The 17,817-nt window shown below is 47.7% G+C and carries 22 protein-coding genes and 1 other RNA gene; 6 read left to right on the top strand and 17 right to left on the bottom strand.

Annotation, left to right across the window (positions count from 1 at the left end):
- Window positions 1–358 precede the first annotated feature (358 nt).
- From PMG25_RS12940 to PMG25_RS12930, 3 genes are read right to left on the bottom strand one after another with little or no spacing between them, the layout of a single operon-like run.
- Window positions 359–649, bottom strand: a complete 291-nt coding sequence (locus PMG25_RS12940) for a hypothetical protein (RefSeq protein WP_283767318.1) — start codon at window positions 647–649, stop codon at window positions 359–361.
- Complete coding sequence (locus PMG25_RS12935) at window positions 619–1,035, bottom strand: type II toxin-antitoxin system VapC family toxin (protein ID WP_283767317.1); 417 nt, start codon at window positions 1,033–1,035, stop codon at window positions 619–621. Before PMG25_RS12935 ends, PMG25_RS12940 begins: the two co-directional genes overlap by 31 nt.
- Window positions 1,032–1,319 (bottom strand): hypothetical protein, encoded by a 288-nt coding sequence (locus tag PMG25_RS12930; RefSeq protein WP_283767316.1) that lies wholly within the window; start codon window positions 1,317–1,319, stop codon window positions 1,032–1,034. The genes PMG25_RS12935 and PMG25_RS12930 overlap by 4 nt, the downstream gene beginning before the upstream one ends.
- 208 nt (window positions 1,320–1,527) lie before the next feature.
- Here PMG25_RS12930 and PMG25_RS12925 point away from each other — a divergent pair, with 208 nt between their 5' ends.
- The gene (locus PMG25_RS12925) at window positions 1,528–1,659 is read left to right on the top strand and encodes a hypothetical protein (RefSeq protein ID WP_283767315.1); all 132 of its coding nucleotides are present in this window, start codon (window positions 1,528–1,530) and stop codon (window positions 1,657–1,659) included.
- Window positions 1,660–1,744: 85 nt separating this feature from the next.
- Window positions 1,745–2,044, top strand: coding sequence for a TMEM165/GDT1 family protein (locus PMG25_RS12920; RefSeq protein ID WP_283767314.1), 300 nt, complete (start codon window positions 1,745–1,747; stop codon window positions 2,042–2,044).
- 9 nt (window positions 2,045–2,053) lie between these two features.
- Here PMG25_RS12920 and PMG25_RS12915 read toward each other — a convergent pair whose 3' ends face one another.
- Window positions 2,054–2,905, bottom strand: coding sequence for an Npun_R2479 family HD domain-containing metalloprotein (locus PMG25_RS12915; RefSeq protein WP_283767313.1), 852 nt, complete (start codon window positions 2,903–2,905; stop codon window positions 2,054–2,056).
- A 161-nt stretch (window positions 2,906–3,066) separates the two neighbouring features.
- Between PMG25_RS12915 and ssrA the strand changes: the two genes are divergently transcribed.
- Window positions 3,067–3,456: a transfer-messenger RNA gene (gene ssrA, locus PMG25_RS12910) on the top strand.
- 38 nt (window positions 3,457–3,494) lie between these two features.
- Here ssrA and PMG25_RS12905 read toward each other — a convergent pair.
- The 8 genes from PMG25_RS12905 to psbB form a co-directional block, all read right to left on the bottom strand.
- Complete coding sequence (locus PMG25_RS12905; protein WP_347178825.1) at window positions 3,495–4,112, bottom strand: precorrin-8X methylmutase; 618 nt, start codon at window positions 4,110–4,112, stop codon at window positions 3,495–3,497.
- A gap of 102 nt (window positions 4,113–4,214) precedes the next feature.
- A complete protein-coding gene (locus PMG25_RS12900; protein ID WP_283767311.1) occupies window positions 4,215–5,018 on the bottom strand; it encodes a TPM domain-containing protein in 804 nt (267 codons plus the stop codon).
- 284 nt (window positions 5,019–5,302) lie between these two features.
- The gene (locus PMG25_RS12895; protein WP_283767310.1) at window positions 5,303–7,972 is read right to left on the bottom strand and encodes an EAL domain-containing protein; all 2,670 of its coding nucleotides are present in this window, start codon (window positions 7,970–7,972) and stop codon (window positions 5,303–5,305) included.
- A 409-nt stretch (window positions 7,973–8,381) separates the two neighbouring features.
- Window positions 8,382–9,425: an S-layer homology domain-containing protein gene (locus tag PMG25_RS12890; RefSeq protein WP_283767309.1), complete on the bottom strand. Its 1,044-nt coding sequence runs from the start codon at window positions 9,423–9,425 to the stop codon at window positions 8,382–8,384.
- 106 nt (window positions 9,426–9,531) lie between these two features.
- The gene (locus tag PMG25_RS12885; RefSeq protein ID WP_283767308.1) at window positions 9,532–11,016 is read right to left on the bottom strand and encodes a hypothetical protein; all 1,485 of its coding nucleotides are present in this window, start codon (window positions 11,014–11,016) and stop codon (window positions 9,532–9,534) included.
- Between the two features lie 20 nt (window positions 11,017–11,036).
- Window positions 11,037–11,603 carry a transcriptional regulator NrdR gene (nrdR, locus tag PMG25_RS12880; protein ID WP_283767307.1) on the bottom strand — a complete coding sequence of 189 codons (567 nt, stop codon included), beginning with the start codon at window positions 11,601–11,603 and terminating at the stop codon, window positions 11,037–11,039.
- 74 nt (window positions 11,604–11,677) lie between these two features.
- Entirely contained in the window at window positions 11,678–11,773 is a 96-nt protein-coding gene (locus tag PMG25_RS12875) for a photosystem II reaction center protein T (protein ID WP_271936322.1), read from the bottom strand.
- 148 nt (window positions 11,774–11,921) lie between these two features.
- Window positions 11,922–13,448 (bottom strand): photosystem II chlorophyll-binding protein CP47, encoded by a 1,527-nt coding sequence (psbB, locus tag PMG25_RS12870; protein WP_283767306.1) that lies wholly within the window; start codon window positions 13,446–13,448, stop codon window positions 11,922–11,924.
- A gap of 315 nt (window positions 13,449–13,763) precedes the next feature.
- Between psbB and PMG25_RS12865 the strand changes: the two genes are divergently transcribed.
- Complete coding sequence (locus PMG25_RS12865) at window positions 13,764–14,060, top strand: 2Fe-2S iron-sulfur cluster-binding protein (protein ID WP_283767305.1); 297 nt, start codon at window positions 13,764–13,766, stop codon at window positions 14,058–14,060.
- A 76-nt stretch (window positions 14,061–14,136) separates the two neighbouring features.
- Window positions 14,137–14,250 (top strand): photosystem II reaction center protein PsbM, encoded by a 114-nt coding sequence (gene psbM, locus PMG25_RS12860; RefSeq protein ID WP_283753020.1) that lies wholly within the window; start codon window positions 14,137–14,139, stop codon window positions 14,248–14,250.
- 79 nt (window positions 14,251–14,329) lie between these two features.
- On the opposite strand, the gene PMG25_RS12855 is transcribed toward psbM, so the two are convergent.
- Window positions 14,330–15,166: a universal stress protein gene (locus PMG25_RS12855; protein WP_283767304.1), complete on the bottom strand. Its 837-nt coding sequence runs from the start codon at window positions 15,164–15,166 to the stop codon at window positions 14,330–14,332.
- A gap of 82 nt (window positions 15,167–15,248) precedes the next feature.
- Here PMG25_RS12855 and PMG25_RS12850 point away from each other — a divergent pair, with 82 nt between their 5' ends.
- The gene (locus PMG25_RS12850) at window positions 15,249–15,728 is read left to right on the top strand and encodes an acyl-CoA thioesterase (protein WP_283767303.1); all 480 of its coding nucleotides are present in this window, start codon (window positions 15,249–15,251) and stop codon (window positions 15,726–15,728) included.
- 152 nt (window positions 15,729–15,880) lie between these two features.
- Here PMG25_RS12850 and PMG25_RS12845 read toward each other — a convergent pair whose 3' ends face one another.
- The 4 genes from PMG25_RS12845 to PMG25_RS12830 all read right to left on the bottom strand — a co-directional run bounded on the left by PMG25_RS12845 (window position 15,881) and on the right by PMG25_RS12830 (window position 17,803).
- The gene (locus tag PMG25_RS12845) at window positions 15,881–16,720 is read right to left on the bottom strand and encodes a sulfotransferase family protein (RefSeq protein WP_283767302.1); all 840 of its coding nucleotides are present in this window, start codon (window positions 16,718–16,720) and stop codon (window positions 15,881–15,883) included.
- Window positions 16,721–16,798: 78 nt separating this feature from the next.
- Window positions 16,799–16,984 (bottom strand): element excision factor XisI family protein, encoded by a 186-nt coding sequence (locus PMG25_RS24685; RefSeq protein ID WP_283767301.1) that lies wholly within the window; start codon window positions 16,982–16,984, stop codon window positions 16,799–16,801.
- A 149-nt stretch (window positions 16,985–17,133) separates the two neighbouring features.
- Window positions 17,134–17,484 (bottom strand): type II toxin-antitoxin system RelE/ParE family toxin, encoded by a 351-nt coding sequence (locus PMG25_RS12835; protein ID WP_283754825.1) that lies wholly within the window; start codon window positions 17,482–17,484, stop codon window positions 17,134–17,136.
- On the bottom strand, window positions 17,468–17,803 hold the full coding sequence (locus tag PMG25_RS12830; protein ID WP_283767300.1) for a type II toxin-antitoxin system Phd/YefM family antitoxin: 336 nt from the start codon (window positions 17,801–17,803) through the stop codon (window positions 17,468–17,470). Before PMG25_RS12830 ends, PMG25_RS12835 begins: the two co-directional genes overlap by 17 nt.
- Window positions 17,804–17,817: the final 14 nt, after the last annotated feature.

Genomic DNA, 17,817 nt, shown 5'->3' with positions numbered 1-17,817 from the left:
TCTCCCGTGGGAGAAGGGGCTGGGGGAAGAGGGCAGCCCAGATTTAGGACACCCATCATCAATGAGGTAAACCCGCCCCATGCCGAGGGTGGGGGATTCTTCATTTTTAATTTTTAATTGTTAATTGAACCGGCGATCGATTGCCCTCTCCCTAAATCCCTCTCCCACGGGAGAGGGACTTTATCTTGCTCCCCTTCTCCCGTGGGAGAAGGGGCTGGGGGAAGAGGGCAGCCCAGATTTAGGACACCCACCATCAATGAGGTAAACCCGCCCCATGCCGAGGGTCAATTTTTAATTGTTCATTGAACCGGCGATCGATTGCCCTCTCCCTAAATCCCTCTCCCACGGGAGAGGGACTTTATCTTGCTCCCCTTCTCCCGTGGGAGAAGGGGCTGGGGGAAGAGGGCAGCCCAGATTTAGGACACCCATCATCAATGAGGTAAACCCGCCCCATGCCGAGGGTCAATTGTTCATTTTTCATTGAACCGGCGATCGCCGGGTGGTGGAGGGCGGGTTTAGGATAGGTATCGATGGGTGTCGTTATGGGTGGGTTTAACCCGCCCCTACGGGGGTTTGGGGGGTGATTTTGGGTTTTTAGGCGGCGATCGCCCCATCCCGCTAATCGGGCAAAATCTGGAAATACTGACAATGCCTTGGACGGATTATGGAAAAATCGCGGCGATCGAGGGTAAGAATACAGGTAATGTTTTCTCTCTCGGCAATGGTAGCGATGACCGCATCTACAAAGTCGAGTTGACTATCAGCATACTGCTGCAAAATCTGCTCGACTCGCTCTAAGTCGGCGATCGCGATCCCTTCTATTTCCATACCGCTCACGACTAGATTGCCTAAGAACTGACGCATAACGGGATGTCCTAACCGGGATGCTAGAATATAACACACTTCAGTTAGGACAACGCTAGGAAGCAGCATCGGCTCATTGATGTTGCGAGCGACGTTCAAGACTCGGTTATGATTGCGATCGCAGCGATCGGTTAAGGCAAATAAGAAACTGGTATCGAGAATAACGGTCATGGTTGGCGATCGGGATGACTTGTCCAGCCATAAATCGGATCGATTTCCTGGGACAGAATCTCTTCATCTCGTTCAGAAATATCGGTTGCTCCGGAACTACCCAAACCCGCAATAGACAATAAGAAATTAGGTTGACTCTCGTCCCGTTGCTCCTGCTCCAGTTGAGCTGTCCCCGATTTATAGTGCAGATAGTCAATGAAACGGGCCAGCTCAGAAAGAGACTCTGCTGATAAACTGGCGATCGATTCGATAAGTTTTTGTTGGGTTACTGTTCTAGAATTCATAAGGGTTCATTGTTCATTGAATGGGTTCGTGCGGGTTTAGGACAGCTATTTGTGGGAGTCCTAATAGGTTGGTTTAACCCGCCCCTACAGGGTTTTGCGTGGTATTTTTTCATTTTAGGGTGCGATCGCCCCACGACGATGTTGTAGGGGCGGGTTTTACCCAGATTTAGGATACCCATCATCAATGATGTAAACCCGCCCTATCCCGATGGTCAATTGTTCATTTTTCATTGAACCGGCGATCGCCTGGTGGTGGAGGGCGGGTTTAGGACAGGTATCGATGGGTGTCGTTATGGGTGGGTTTAACCCGCCCCTACGGTTTGGGATTGTTAATTTTTAATTTTTAATTTTTAATTTTTAATTGATATGCTTTTACTCTCCTAGAGTTTACCATAGGAGTTAGTCAAGCATTAAATACAACGGGTATGGATTGGCAATTATTAAGTTTAAGCTTTGCGGCCGTATTTTTATCCGAGTTAGGAGATAAAAGTCAGGTGGCGGCGATCGCCATCAGTGGCACATCCGGTTCTCCCCGCGCCGTATTCCTGGGAACAGCAGGGGCCTTGCTGTTAGCTAGTTTTCTAGGGGTAATTCTTGGCCAGGGAACCGCAGAAATTTTACCCACCAAGCTCTTAAAGGCGATCGCCGCCTTGGGATTCGCGATCATGGCCGTGCGCCTACTCTGGCCAGAACAAGACATCCCCCAAGACTTCGATCCCGACTAGATCAACCCCTTAAACAATCATCTGTAAAGACGGATTCGGCTGATGTTCCACCCGGAACACATTGGCATACAAATTCGCAATCACCTGCTTTCCTTCTTGGGTTAACTCCAAATAACCCAAGGCCTCCTTAATATAAGGAAACACCCCATGCCAATAAAACTTAGGATAATTATTGCGTAAATCTTCAGGATGGCGATAATTGAGCGCCTTAGCCGCTCCCGTTTCCAAAAACTCATAATACAGAGCGCTAATTTTCTGTAAATATCGAGGATCGCTCAACTGACCAATTAAATCCGCCGCCCGAACTAATCCCGGATAATCACTCGTAGTTTGATGATCGCTATCCTTGGGAACCGGAAAACGAGTCAGTTCAATATTACGCTTAATCACATCCGCATCAATTAACTTATGGCCCCCAAACCGTTCCTCAATAAACAACTTACCCCGGTCTACATGGTAAGGAGTCATCCCCGCATCAGAGGCCCCTGGAGGTAAAGAAACCATCGCCTCATCCTTACCCGTTGCATAAAGACCTTCTTGGTCTTGGCGGCAGACTCCGCGCACATAACCAATATCATGGCAGAGTAGGGAAATAATAAAATGCAGCCAATCTTCACAAGATACCCCCCCCTCGCGAATATGTCTGCCTCGAATAACCTCTTGACCGACTAAGGTAACCAAAATCGTGTGTTCTACATTATGGTACAGGGCATCACTATTGGCGATATTTTCTAAGGCCATATTGGCTGCCCAACCAATAATATCTTCATAATCATGCTTCCAGCCTCCATAGGTACGACGATATCCCTGCTGGACTTGATCGACAAAATGGTGAATGAGAATTTCTGTAGTGTTTAACATAATGTCCTTGGTCAGACCCTACTGGAACCCGTATGAATAGAGTTAGACTTTAATTGTAGACCCTAACTGCTCAGATACATTCTGGACAAATTTGGCCGTTTCCCAGTCCGTGTGGTTATAATTAGGTTAAGTGTTAAAGATCGGCTATAGCGATCGCGCGCGGGGCTGTAATGGTTTCGACGGGATAGTGAACGCTAATCTGTGATGCAAGCCGAGAGTGAGTCCCCTCTCGTAAATCAAGGCTCAAACTAAATGTAACTGCGAACAACATCGTTCCTTTCGCTCGCAAGGCTGCTGCTGTAGCCTAAATCTAGCCTCAAACAGGCGCGAGCCATCATAGTCCGACTCCGTTAAGGGCTGTGGTGAAAACCCCAACGGATGCTCCCTTGAACAGTTTCTAGTGTGTTTAAGGGTTAAGACTTAACTAGAAATCCCCACCATTCGGGGTCAAGAATGGTTCCTGCCCAGAGGATTTAGACGGGATAAGCTTGTGAATGAACAGAGAGTAATAGCTATTGCGGACGGCAGTTCGATTCTGCCCAGCTCCATTTTTAATTAAAACCTATGGGCACTTGCCATCCCCTAGGGGCTAGACTTCCTGGCCGTAGGCTTGCCAAGCCAAATCCACCAACCCATTCATAATTGCTGAAGCGACCACCGCACTGCCCTTACGTCCCTCGATGCGAATATGGGGGACTTGGGAATCATTTAAACGGCCCTTCGTCACATCCGCTTCCACAAAACCCGCCGGTGCGCCCACAATTAAAGCCGGTTTAATCACTTCCGTTTCCACTAATTCTACTAAGGCAGCTAGAGCCGTTGGCGATTGACCAATCACAAATATGCCTTCTGGATATCGTCGCGCTAACGTTTCCACACCCCAAGCTACTTGGGTTTTTTCCTTTTGGGGACGGGTGAGGGTCTCCATGCTGCAATAAACTGGGTTGGCAAAGGTCTCCTGAATTAACTTGGCAATGCCCACTTGTACCATCGGGACATCAACAACAATGGTGGTTCGGGCGGCTAAAGCGGCTGCACCAGATTGTAAAGACTGGTCAGAAAATCGGATCAGGGACTTGTACTCAAAATCGGCAGTGGAGTAAATCACCCGACGGACAATTTCGTATTCTGCTGGCGAAAAACTGTGAGAACCAACTTCACGGTCAATGATGCCGAAACTGAGAGCGTCTGTGATATGCCATTCCATATTTGAGTTGCAAGGCAAGGGTTAAGTGGGCTGATGAGCATTCAGGGGAGTGTGATTCCTGAATGCTTACGGTATTAGCTTACCAGTTTGGGCAACTCTGGTTTAGGTTTCTGATATTTCTGATTGGTTGAAGGTGGGAGAGAGATAGGCGACTAAGGCTCCGAGGGCAAATCCGATGATGTTGCGAACCAGGGGCAGCCATTCGCTGGTGCGGGAGACCACGGGGCCAATGCCGAAGGCAATAAAGAGGATGCCCCACAGGGGAGAGAAGATCAGGGCCCATTGCCAGGCGAAGATTTGCCCATTTTGACGGGGAATGGCAGCAAAGCCAAAGATGATGCCACCGACGAGGGAGGTAATCAGGGTGAGAATCCATTGTTCTCTGGGCAGTCCAGGGACAACGTTGCAGCCGCCTTGGACGAGGCAGGTTTTGATGGATTCGAGGGATTGAATGATGGATTGGTCGGAGCCGTTTTCGCGGACGAAGAATTGGTTACCATATCGGGTTTGCAGTTCAATCCAGAAGGTGCGGGGGAGGAGGCTATAGACATCATCGCCAACGCTGAAGTTGAGAATGTTGCCACCTCTGGCATCGGCGATGAGGAGGACGCTTTTATCGTTGAGTCCCCAGAAGTCTTTGACGGCGCGGCCGGGGGTTTGGTCGAATTGGGTTAAGACTCTAAGTTTCCAGCCGGTTTGTTGTTCAAATTGGGCTAAATCGTCGGCAAGATTGGCTTCTTGGGTGTCGGTGAGGTTGCGGCCTAGGTCAATGATGGGTGTGGGTGTGTCGGGTAGCAGTTCTGGGTTGTTGTAGGCGTGGGCGGCTGGAGCGATCGCCCAAATCAACAGTGCTAGAATTGCAGCTAAACTGGTTTGCCAATATGTTTTTTTATGTGTTTTTTTCATTCTTAACCCCTCGTGCAATGGTCAGTTGTGGGAATCGCCGATAGTTTTGTGAGATTATCTTAACGAATCTTTACATTTTTGACTAGACTTTCATCTTAGAGACAAGTGGGGCGATCGTCAATGGTTGGCGATCGCCCCTTTAAGCACGCGCATGGGGTTCTTTGCCGTTAGGGGTGGGGTATGAGGGCGATCGCGCTTGTTTTCCTGTCCACCCTACAATGAGGGGAAATGATGAATTAATGGCAATATTAAAGAGAAATGGGATGAGAGGGCAAAGCTCTGTATTACCACTGAGGATTTTTAGCTAACAAGGCTGTTGCTCCTGAAGCATCCATGGGTCGAGATAACCAATACCCTTGACCATAATCACAATTGAGTCTTTGCAGTAACTCAAACTGATCGCCGGTTTCAATCCCCTCCGCAACAACGGTTAAGCCTAATTTATGGGCTAAAATAATAATGGTTTCAATAATCTCCCAACTCTCATGATCGAAGGTTGTTCTTTGTAAAAAAGACTTATCAATTTTTAATGTATTTACAGGCAAATTATGCAAACGAGCTAAGGAAGAATACCCCGTACCAAAATCATCAATACTTAACTGAATACCTGCCTCTCTCATGGTTCTTAACAAATCTAGGGCGATTTCTTCATTTTCCATTAATCCACTTTCAGTAATTTCCAACTTTAAATAGCGATGATCCAAGTTCATTTCATCAAGTAATTGCTGAATTTGGCTGACAAGCTGGGGGTTATGTAGCTGCAAACTGGATAAATTGACCACCATGGTCACTTCTAAGCCATGGGGAAACTTAGCTTGCCACTCTCGTAACTGATAACAAGCGGTTTGTAAAATCCAATCTCCTAAATCCATAATTAATCCCGTCTCTTCCGCTAAGGGTATAAAATCCACGGGAGAAACCATGCCACGGGTGGGGTGATACCAACGAACTAAGGCTTCAAATCCACTAATTCTACCCGTATCTAAAGCGACAATGGGTTGATAATAAAGGCGAAAATCACTTTGCATTTCTAATTCCGATCCCCATTGCTCAGAGGAATAGGTAAAAGGGGTTGGAGTAGGATGGCTCTCCCTCCTGGAAGCAGACAAGTTTTCTTGTTGTTGTCGAGAGCGATTAATAGCTCGTCGCAGATCGAGTTCTAGTTCTAATTTTTGCACTTCTGCGTTGTGGAGATTTTGGTCAAAAACGGCGTAATGATTACTTTCTTTAACTTTGGCTTGATACATGGCAATTTCGGCATCTCGGAGCATACTTTCCGCCTGGGAATAGATATTCACCGAAACTTGATCGAAATCAGAATTGACGGCTGATAATGCTACCCCAATAAAAGCAGTCATGGCTGATAAGTTTTCTTCTAGTAAACTCCGGGTTTCGTCTGAGTCTCCAGGGGGGAGTAATCGATCGGAAACATAAGCATGGGAGAGGGTTTGATCGATGGTTTGAGCGATATCGATCGCCTGTCTCGGATAGGAGAGAGTATTAACCAAAACAGCAAACGTATCCGTATCTAAGCGAGCGATGGTAAATTCAGTCCCTTTAGAGGTTATCTCAGACAGGGAAGAGAATTGGGGTGAAGGAGACAACAGGGGGCGAGGGGAATGGGGAGCGATCGCTTCTCTCAGAGCCTCTTCAATGCGATCGGCGATCGCCACCTGCAACTCATTACTCAAGCGATGTCCCGAATCAGGGTTAACCACCTTAGACCGATCCAGATAAATAAAGAACACGGCAAACAAGGGGGGGCCAGCCGGTTGACGAGTCCGAGACAGGGCCCCCTCCAAACGATCCATAAACAACGCATAATTGGGTAAACCCGTCGCCGGATCGTAAAAAGCCGACTGAAACAATTGCTTTTCCCGTTCCACCAAAATCGCCTTCATCTTCAACCGGTCTTGAAGCGTCACCAATAACAGAGTTAAACCCAACAACACCAAGGGTGATACCACCGGCAAAAGATAATAAAACCGGAAAGCCACATAACACACTCCCAGCCATACTCCCCCCAAACCCACCACCACAATTACTTGTTTGCGGAACGACCAAAACACCACAGTTGCACTCAAGGCGATCGCCCCCCCAAAGTAAAGCAAATGTATGCCAGCCCAATTCCAAGACGTTCCCACCTGCTCTAACCCATTTTGCGATAACAGATTACTGATCACCGCCGCATGAACATGAATCCCATTCGCTGGAGGATTGACATCAAACGGGGTCAACACAGGATTAAACCCGGTGACATTCGCCCCCACAATCACAATTTTGTTGTGGAAGTTCTCCATCGGCACTCGCCCTTCAATTACATCCAACAACCCATATTGGGGCAAATGCTTAACCGAGCCAGGCCAATTAATCCATAATTCAGACCCCTGCCGATCCAAGCCCACAGGCTGATCGATCACCTCATGAGCGACTGCTACTCCCAGGGCAGGAATCTGCCGGGACTCAAACGCAACGGTACGAGTCAAACCATCGGCATCTTGACGACTCACCACATGGCCCATAACGACAGCTTCGGCGGCTAATTCCGGAACCGGCAGCTTCTCATTTCCTTGCCTATCCCAAGCCATCGGCAAGGCTACAGGGACTTGACCCATCGCTTCCGCCAACTGGGGATCGTCAGGGGAGCGATCGTGCATTAAAATATCCAAAATCACCATCCGGGGTTGACTGGGGGCCAAACGCTGTAAAAGAGCCGCATACAGTTGCCGGGGACTCTCGGAGTTTTTTCGATTTTTCAGGGTTGTTTCATCAATGCCCACAATCACTACTTGACTATGCCAAGGTTCCTCTCCCCGCAACTGGAACAAGCCTCGATAGGCTAACCGTTCTAATTGATCGATCATCCCTACTGCTTCTAGCCCGATGACGATCAATGCCGCGAGAGTCCCACCAACCCACCGTTGCCATCCTGGAGTTGAAGTCAAGTGATTCATCTGGTGATTGTGATCGTTGAACATTTTTGGGTTGATTGAGAGCGGTGGATGACCCCTAAGACCCTATCCCTGAGCGATCGCCGATCCCACAGGCTAGGGGACTGGGACAGATTGAATGGGTCGGAACCCGAAGGGGAAAAGGTGGGTTTTGCCCCTCAATCCCCGATGTCACAAGCCTCTTCTTCTGTTTAGAGTAACGCGATTTTTTATGACTAATCGGGATAAAAATTGGCTTGGGGGATTTAGGGATATCTCTTCCCTGATAGTTCTGCCGAGAAATTTGTTGCACAGTCCCAATTTTTCTGAATCTATAGATGCTCCCTGGGGACTGTTGGATTTTGAGCTATAGGCGATCTGCGATCCAGAATAGCCTGAGAAGAGAGCAATCTTGTACTGTAATACCATCAATTTAAGGATTAACCCGATAGGGCGATCGCACTTCGGGCGCTTGATTAATTTGTACCAAGCCTTGATACACCAGGGCTGCCACTTCTGCACGGGTGGTGGATTCCTGGGGACGCAGTTGCCCAGTTTGAGGATAATTGACCACCATCTGCTGCCCTGTCGCGATCGCCACTTTTTCTAAGGCATAATCGGGGATGTCTTCCCAGTCTTCATAACGCTCCAACAGCCGTTTGACTTCCACCTCTGGCACGTCCCGCAATAAATTTGCCAAACTTACCACCACCTCAACCCTTAAAATCGGCTCTTCTGGGCGAAAGAGATCCCCTGGATAACCTCCCATGAGCTGGGGAATGGTCGTGGCTACATATGCAATCGCTCCATGGGCCCAAAACTCTTGGGGAACATCTCGAAATTGGACGCGCTTACGCACCTGGGGCAGATCGAAGGTTTTCTGGAGAAGACTGGCAAACTCGGCGCGGGTGAGGCGATCGTCGGGGCGGAATGTACCATCGGAGAACCCGGACATTAGGTTACGCTCGACTAGGGCCATGATAAACTCCCGGGCCCAATGGTTGGCAGGAAGATCGGTAAACGAAGACTGAGCTTCGGAGAGTTCGGGAATCGGTCTAAAGCGCATTTGCCCTACTTCCCCATTCTGGGGGTAAAACAGATAGAGTTCTCCATCCGGGTTAATTTGATAGCTCTCGACTTGCCCTAAACGCTCTAGAAATTGGTCTTCTTGCTCGGAGAGATCCCCACAGGCCTTGAAGGTACGGCCAAAGGACTCGGCTAGGGTAAGGCGATCGCCGTCCACTTGGTAGCTAGAAAAGTAATTGTTACATCCGCCAAATCCACTCACTTTACCCTCTTTGAATATCAGGGTAATGGGAGCTTGAGCAAGGGGCCGTTGAGTTGTATTCCCTTGAGTCCAATCTATCCATTGCCAGGACGTTGTTTCTAGGGAAGAAGGAAGTTGGGAAAGATGCAGACCGGGGCTGAGGTTCATCACCATTAAGGCAGCGATCGGCATAAGAGGAAATAGAGACATGATTAGAATCGTTGCAGTAAACGCGCTTTGAGCGCTCTGAGATCGTAGGACTGTTGATATTGAATTAAATCACACTTATGGCGTTGTAAAAACCGTTGCTGTGTGCTTAGGCAGGAATAAACTCAGTCACTAGGGTAAGCTGAACCAGTCCCAATTTCCAGGGTTGACCGGATGCGGCAATTTTTATCCCAGTACCGGAAAAGAGTAAACCCAGGGCAGGTTTTACGGTTTCGATCTCTGTTTGAATCTGTTCTAAAAACTGATCGGTTTGTAGGGTTAATTTGGATTCATTTTCCCTCAAGGACAATTCTATGATGGCATCATTCATCAAACAAAAATGGCTAGGAGTGTAGGATTGTCCTGTGGCTAAGTCAATTTGGAGATCTTGGTCAATGGATTTGACATTCAGCAGCGCAACTAAGCGCAAGGTTCCTGCATCCCATCCCCATTCCGGTTGTAGCACGCAGGCCGGGACTTGGCCGAGGAATTGCATTAAGTCATAGGATAAGCTGGTGAGTTCCCAGAGTAGATAGGACATCCATTGGTTTAAGGAGACTTGGGGATCGAGTTCCAGGCTCTCTTTGAGCAGTTGAAAGTGGAAGGGGGAAGGAATGGTTTTGGGACTCGATTGTTCTTGCCAGAGGTTAAGATGGGCTAAGACTTGTTGGGTAATGGCGATCGCCTTTAAGGGACTCTCTGTCTCTAGGGGGTCTAACTTTCCCAGTCGATCGAGGGCCGGAAATAGGGCCGTAGAAAGCAAGGTTTGACGATAAGCAGCAATCAATTGGGGATCAGTCCAGCGAATCTGAATCGGTGGATCGCTCGGATGACGATCTGGCTCCATTGCTTCTGCTATCCACTCTAAACCCAGCTTAACTTGCACCGTACCGGAGACCCAATCTTTACCCGGTTCGAGAATATCGACCAATTCAGGTTCCGTCCAGGTTTGCAAATGGGGGGTCTGAGTATGCAGATTGTCGTGACATTCTTGGAGCAGATCGGCACAGGAGATGGGGGTAGCGATCGATGGTGTGAGGATTTGGAACTGAGTTTGTGGATCGGGAGGGAGGGGAGGAGGGGCTAGGGTGGCTAAATCGATGGCCCATCCAATTGAATCCGCTTGCACTTCTAGAATGGGAACTACGCGCAAGAGTCCCTTGGTTTCGCCAGTTTGGGCCAGTACACCCCCACTAAGTTGCATGAGAGCATAGGAACTGGTGGCAATGCTCCAGAGCAGTTGGACACTGAGATCTTCTATTAGCCAGTTTGAGTCTTGGGGGGATTGGCGGATCTGGGGGGGATCGATCTCATAGAGATGCTCTAAGATTTCATAAACTTCTTCTGTGATGTAGGGAAGCAAGTTTTCTTCTGTAAAGGGTAAATTTTCTGGCCAACCCCCTTGGGGCGATCGCAGTTGTTCGATCAGGATCATCAATTGCTCCATGGCCATTTGCAGAGCTTCTGGACAAGAGTGCCTTTCCATGGGGCGATGGACTGTCCAGGGCCGAGTTAACCGAATTAACGTTTCACTAACTGTTGCGCTATCAAATGCTTCTATGGAAGTGTAGTCAGATTCGCCCCTTTCGGTCATCTGGGTCATCCTAATTCAAGTTAGACGTAATCTAAGGGAGTACAAACCCATTGACGATCGCTTTGAGGATCGGGTGACGAAATCGAGTTTTCAGGCTCCGTCCCATCGGACTTTGGCGCAGCTTGCTCGGCGATCGGGTGAGATTGCAAATGATTGAGAGTCTCTACAAAATCCCGAATCCCTTGAAATTTTCCATAGACTGATGCAAACCGAATATAGGCGACCTCACTCAGGGGGCGCAAATGGCGTAACACCTGCTCGCCTATTTCGCAACTGCTGACTTCTCGTTGAGTGCGTTGTTGCAAATTGGTTTCAATCCGGTCAACCAGTCGCTCCAACGTCGCCAAATCAATGCCTGTTTTTTCACACGATCGCACCACTCCCCTGAGCAGTTTTGAGCGATCGAACGACTCCCGTTGTCCATCCCGTTTCAAGACCGTAATTGCAACCAATTCTATCCGTTCATAGGTGGTAAAGCGGCGTTTACACTGTAGGCATTCTCGCCGCCGTCTCACGCTTTGCCCAGCTTCGGCAGAGCGCGATTCCAAAACCCTACTATCGGTATGTTGGCAAAATGGACATCGCATAATGATTAAATCCTTGAGCCTCTTTGCGGGATGGACTGTTCCTAGATTGAGACAAAATCCCTCATGGGAGCGTCTTATTTACCAATTTTCGGGGGATCGCGGAAGGCGATCGCAAAGAAAATTGTGCCCAAAGCTAATGCTAGAACCAATATATAAACGGTGCTTTCCATAGTTTAACGTCCCCATGGGGTAATGGATGAATTGCCCTTATTTTATCTTACTTTGAAACCAAGAAAAAGTAGGAGTAGATTGGCCTACTCCTACTTTTTCCGTTATGGGTTTTGATGCTGACCCCCGTTTAAGGGGTTCGCCAGTCTACTAAACCGGTTCTTTACGGGTAGTAGTGTCACCCAGTTTAGCGAACACACCGAATTCAACTTGTTCTTCAATATCGGAATCAATTCCGGCAAATACATCTCGGTATAGAGTCCGAGAACCATGCCAGATATGACCGAAGAAGAATAACAGAGCAAATACGGCGTGACCGTAGGTAAACCAACCTCTGGTGCTGGTGCGGAATACACCATCCGAACCCAAGGTTTCGCGATCGAATTCAAACGGTTCACCCAATTGGGCTTTCCGAGCGATTTGCTTCACCTTAGCTGGGTCAGTAATGGTTTGCCCATCGAGTTCACCACCATAAATCGTTGCCGTTACCCCGGTTTGCTCGAAGCTATACCGAGATTCAGCTCGACGGAAGGGAATATCAGCGCGAACTACACCTTCTTCATCCGTGAGGACAACGGGGAAGGTTTCAAAGAAGTTCGGCATCCGGCGCACGCTTAACACGCGACCTTCGCTATCTTTGAATACGGGATGTCCGAGCCAGTTTTGGGCAATCCCATCACCATCATTCATCGGCCCAACCCGGAATAAACCGCCTTTGGCTGGAGAGTTTCCTACATAGTCATAGAAAGCTAGTTTTTCTGGAATTTTATTCCAGGCTTCTGATGGACTATCGCCATTGGCTAGGTTCGTTTGAACTCGGCGTTCTATTTCTTGCCGGAAATAGCCCTGATCCCACTGATAGCGGGTGGGGCCATAGAGTTCAATGGGAGTGGCGGCGCTACCATACCACATGGTTCCTGCTACGACGAAGGCAGCAAAGAACACGGCAGCAATACTGCTAGAAAGTACGGTTTCAATGTTACCCATCCGCAGGGCGCGATAGAGGCGCTCTGGGGGACGAACGGTGAGATGGAATAATCCAGCAATGATACCAACCACACCAGCAGCGATGTGGTGAGCGGCGATTCCCCCCGGATTGAAGGGGTCAAATCCCGCCGGGCCCCATTCTGGGGCGACCGCCTGGACACTTCCGGTTAAGCCGTAGGGGTCGGACACCCAAATCCCTGGCCCAAATAGGCCAGTGACGTGGAAGGCTCCGAAGCCAAAACACAGCAGTCCAGACAAAAATAGGTGAATACCAAACATTTTGGGCAGGTCTAGGGCAGGTTCACCGGTACGAGCGTCGGTGAAGAGTTCCAAATCCCAGTAGACCCAGTGCCAGCAAGCGGCTAGGAATAATAAGCCGGATAGAATGATGTGGGCTGCGGCTACGCCTTCAAAAGACCAGAAGCCAACATTGGATACGGATTCACCCGTAACACTCCATCCTCCCCAGGAATCGGTGACTCCTAGACGGGCCATGAAGGGCATGACAAACATGCCTTGCCGCCACATAGGATTAAGGATAGGATCGCTAGGATCATAGATAGCTAACTCATACAAGGTCATTGAGCCAGCCCACCCTGCAACCAGGGCAGTGTGCATCAGGTGTACAGCGATTAGACGGCCTGGATCATTCAGGACGACTGTATGTACTCGGTACCAGGGTAGTCCCATTGACTACGCTCCTCCTTTTAGGACTTATAAATCGACGATCAACTCAAGTGGTTTTTCGTTTTTTCGGTAGAACCTTGAAGCTCAACGCTGAGTCTACCGTAATATTAAATCAGCTTCTCAATTCAGAGCCGTCAAGACTTCTCTTCATGAGCGCTGGTTTTTTCATGAGAACGAATATAACGAATTGTAACCAGTGATGGAACCGATTGCAAGCTGAAATCGATTACGCTAGTTTCTTGTTGATTTTGATCATAACTATACCCAAAAGCGCAACATTTCTTTATAATTCTTAACGAGAAGAAACAAGAGGTGATCATGGCTAACATCAAATTTGTCAATGAGAATCAGGAGGCGATCGCCGCCGATGGAGCCAACTTGCGCTTACAAGCTCTGGAGAAAGGGATCGATATCTATAAGCTGATCGGTAAAATGACCAACTGTGGCGGAGTCGGTCAATGTGGGACTTGTATCGTCGAGATTGTCGAGGGAATGGAAAACCTTTCTCCTAAGACTGACTTTGAACAACGAAAGCTCAAGAAAAAGCCTGAAACTTACCGTTTAGCCTGTCAAACCGTGGTCAATGGCCCCGTCAGTGTGAAAACCAAGCCGTAAACTATTTCAACCGGGGATAAATTTCGGTTATTCTAGGTAGGGATGTAACCCTTAGATAACAAGAGGCCTATAGCTCATGCAAGTCAATGATTTAGGATTTGTGGCCAGCATCCTATTCGTTCTGGTTCCTGCTGTATTTTTGTTGATCCTCTATATTCAAACCGCTAGTCGTGAGAATAAAGGCACTTGATTGTCCTGATGTTTCACGGTTAGATGAATGAAAAATGCTGAGATGAGAAACGTCTCAGCATTTTTTATGGCTCCAATCCCTAGTTACTGGAACTTCTGACCAGTAATACCGGGCAGTTGGCCTGAACGCGCACATAGTCAGATAGAGAAGATCCCAATAGGCGGTCGAGATCGGGTAATCCTTTGGCAATTGAGGGCCGACGGTCTGGAGAACCCAACACCACTAAATCGGCATTTTTTTCTTCGGCAAGCTGGCAAATTTTTTCACCGGCATTACCCACAGCATGGAGCAGTTCCGTATTGACTCCAAAGGCTTTTGCTTTCTGGGCTGCTTCGACTAAAATCGGGTCTTGATCGGGACTGGGAATTTTTGATTCTGGATTCACATGAAGCAGGGTTAGAGAACCCCCAGAGACCTCTTGCAACAGTTGCAGGGCAACCCGGAGACTCTCCTGGGCAGTTTCTGAACCATCGAGAGCGACTAATACCCGATTGATGCGTTGGACATACACATCATCTTTGACCAAAAGCATGGGACGGGTTGTGGTCTGGAAAACATATTGACTCACAGATTGTTGCAGGATCGATTGCAGACGACCCAGGGCACGAGAACCCATGATAATCAGGTCAGAGTTTTCTTCTTCTGCCACATCCAGAACGGTTTGCTTGGGGTCTCCTTGCTTGAGTCGGGGATTAATCCGGTCTTCATCGAGTTTGAGGGAGGCCACGGCTTCAGCTAGGATTTTGCCCCCTTCTTCCAACCGACTGGCCATCGCACTTTCGCTAGATTTTTTGGGAACAATATGAAGAACGGTCACCTGAGCTTCCCGTTGAATTGAGGGAATCTCCAGGAGCATGTTCATCATTTGTTCGCATAGGCCTCGGCCGGCAACGGCAACTAAAATTTTCTTGAACATAGGAGTAATTCCACCTGTATTGAGGAAATTTTTCTTATGATTTAAGGATAATCTGAAGTTTGAACGTAGAATCTTAAGAAAAGTGTCAGACAAACCGATCCCAACTTCTGGAATTGTACCGGTTTCCCCGCCAACGGCCGATCCTGGCGATCGCCCTTGGTTTGAATATCCCCTGTGTGTCTATCCCCACCATACGGACTATGCTGGTGTGGTTTGGCATGGAACTTATATCCAATGGATGGAGGAGGCGCGGGTAGAGTATTTCCGCTCCATTGGTCTCAATTTTGCGGAATTGGTGGCTATTGGATGCGATCTACCCGTGGTGGATCTGTCGGTGCGCTATCATCAACCGCTTCAGTTGGGGATGAGGGCGATCTTGAAAACTCGTTTGTCGGAAATTACGGGGGTTCGCCAGATCATACAATGTCAAATTTGTTCGTTAGATGGTCAGGAACGTTATCTAACGGCTCAGGTGACATTAGTGGCGATCGATCGCCAACGGGGTAAGGTGCTGAGAAAGTTGCCGCCGATGCTTACGGATGCTCTCATGAAGTTGTCTTAGGGTCTGGTGGAGGATTGGGGGATGGGTAAAACGGGCGATGTAAGTAATCAGTAATGAGTAAGAATTGAAACTCTTCTGTTTTCAAGTCTTGATTTTCAATGCTTGCCAGCAGAGCGCTTTTCATGTCCGCGAAGCAGAAACGCAATGACTTGTTACAGAAACGGAATCGTCTCTAAATCAACAGCAGAAACTCTCTCGATAATATACTCTCGTTGTGACTCATCAAACAAGGATTCAAATTTTGAGCTAACTGTACTAATATCTCTAATCTGGTTCTCTACTTGTCTACTCGTTGTATTAATCAAGAACTTTGAAGAGTGATGATAGTTGTCGATCATTGCTTCACTATATTCAATGTTGAGAAACTGGCAAATGCGCTGCAAGCATTCACTAAAGTTTTGCAAAAGTGTTTCATAGCGAACGGCACAGTGATGAGGCTGGTCTAGATAAGTTTGACTCAGGGCAACCATTTCCAGCCAGCGATCGATACAATAATCAAGAGTCCACACTCCCCACCAACGTTGCGGGTAGCGATGGGTGACTTCATACAAGGAGGCAACTACATCAGTGCCATTACGAAAGAGATGAATGAATTTCACGCCTGGAACATACGGCTCGATTTCCGGAATGTAATAGAGATGTTCTGGGGTTTTTTCTAAGAAGCGATCTTTGCCTTGCTCATGAGTTAAGGATTGCAAGAGATTAATAAAATAATTGATATAAATAGGTTTATAGGGGATCTGAGGAATGGTAGAAATTAAGTCAGGACGATTGATTTCTTGGAAAAAAGAGATCAGTTTCGGTCGGATCTTACTCCGAGCCACTAACCCTAATTGAGCTTTTAAGGGGTTGTGAGGAGTTAAGTGCTTGAAAAACTGGGTTTCGGGAAAGGAATGGATCGTTGGATGAGCAGCGATCGCGCTTTGCAAAAAGGTTGTCCCGGATCGCGGACAGCCCACGAGAAAAATAGGAGGTTGAGCCTGAATAGACATGGAGGAGAAGAGAGGAAAATCAATCGTTATTTTAACCTGACCTGAGTCAGGTTAACAACGATACATAGGAGAATTGGTTTAATTGACCGCAAATTCGGTATAACGTCGGATATGGGGAAGATAAAATCCGAGGACAATTTTATTTTGGGGAATTCCTGCTCTGAGTAAATCATCAGCGATCCCATCTCCTAAACCCGCCCCCCGCCAGGGTACAAAGCGGTATGGGGTGGGTTCAGATGGGCGATCGCCATAATAAACTGTCATATCAAGTCCATTGGATCAGTTATAGTATGTCAGCGTTTCGGCTGTCGCCGACATGAAAGCGAAGCTTGCGTGAAACGCGAACAGAACTCAGTGGAGTGAAGCAATCTCATAATCTCGCTAGTCGTGGCACTATCTTGAAAGGATTGGTATTACTCATTTCCTTCTTCCCGATCATTGAAAAATTCCTCTAAAGATTCAATCTGTTTTTGAGATCCGTGTCTGACTCTATGGATTTGAACCGTTCCCCGATCTTCATTTTCGGTCACACTAAACAAAATACGATACTTTTTTTGATACCAAAGTTGACGTATTTCTATATCTAAATATTCGCTTTCTGGAGCCAGGGGACAACGATTAGGGAAGTTCTCAAGTGTCAGCATGATTTCATAACATCCCCGAACCCAGCGATAAGATTGATTGGGGATATTTTGCTGGAGCCAAAGAAAGATATTTTCTATATCTTGGTTTGCCGTAGGAGATATTTCAACTTGGTAAGTCATGTTTTTGCTGAAACTGTTCCCATGCTTGATCGATCGAAATTCCTTTTCCTTGCTCAAATTCTTCTAAGCTTTTCCGAATCCCGACAATCATTTCTAATAATTCTAGTCTGTCGAGCAGATTTTGATAGCTTTCAACATCTTGCAGTACAGCCGCAGCTTTACCATCCAGGGTAATCACAATCGGTGTTTTATCGGTTTTTAACTCATCAAGAAGGGCTGGAACGGCTTCTTGAACCTGATTTAGGGAACGGGTACGAGAAAGATTAAACATGGCGATCGCTCTAAGTTGGGTATGGTTAACACTGTAGCAAAAGACCAAACATTAGCCTGATG

Origin of the sequence: Roseofilum capinflatum BLCC-M114 (genome assembly GCF_030068505.1) — a bacterium.
Lineage (GTDB): Bacteria > Cyanobacteriota > Cyanobacteriia > Cyanobacteriales > Desertifilaceae > Roseofilum > Roseofilum capinflatum.
The sequence above is the reverse complement of the archived record's forward strand: the minus strand, read 5'-3'. Positions and strand labels throughout refer to the sequence as shown.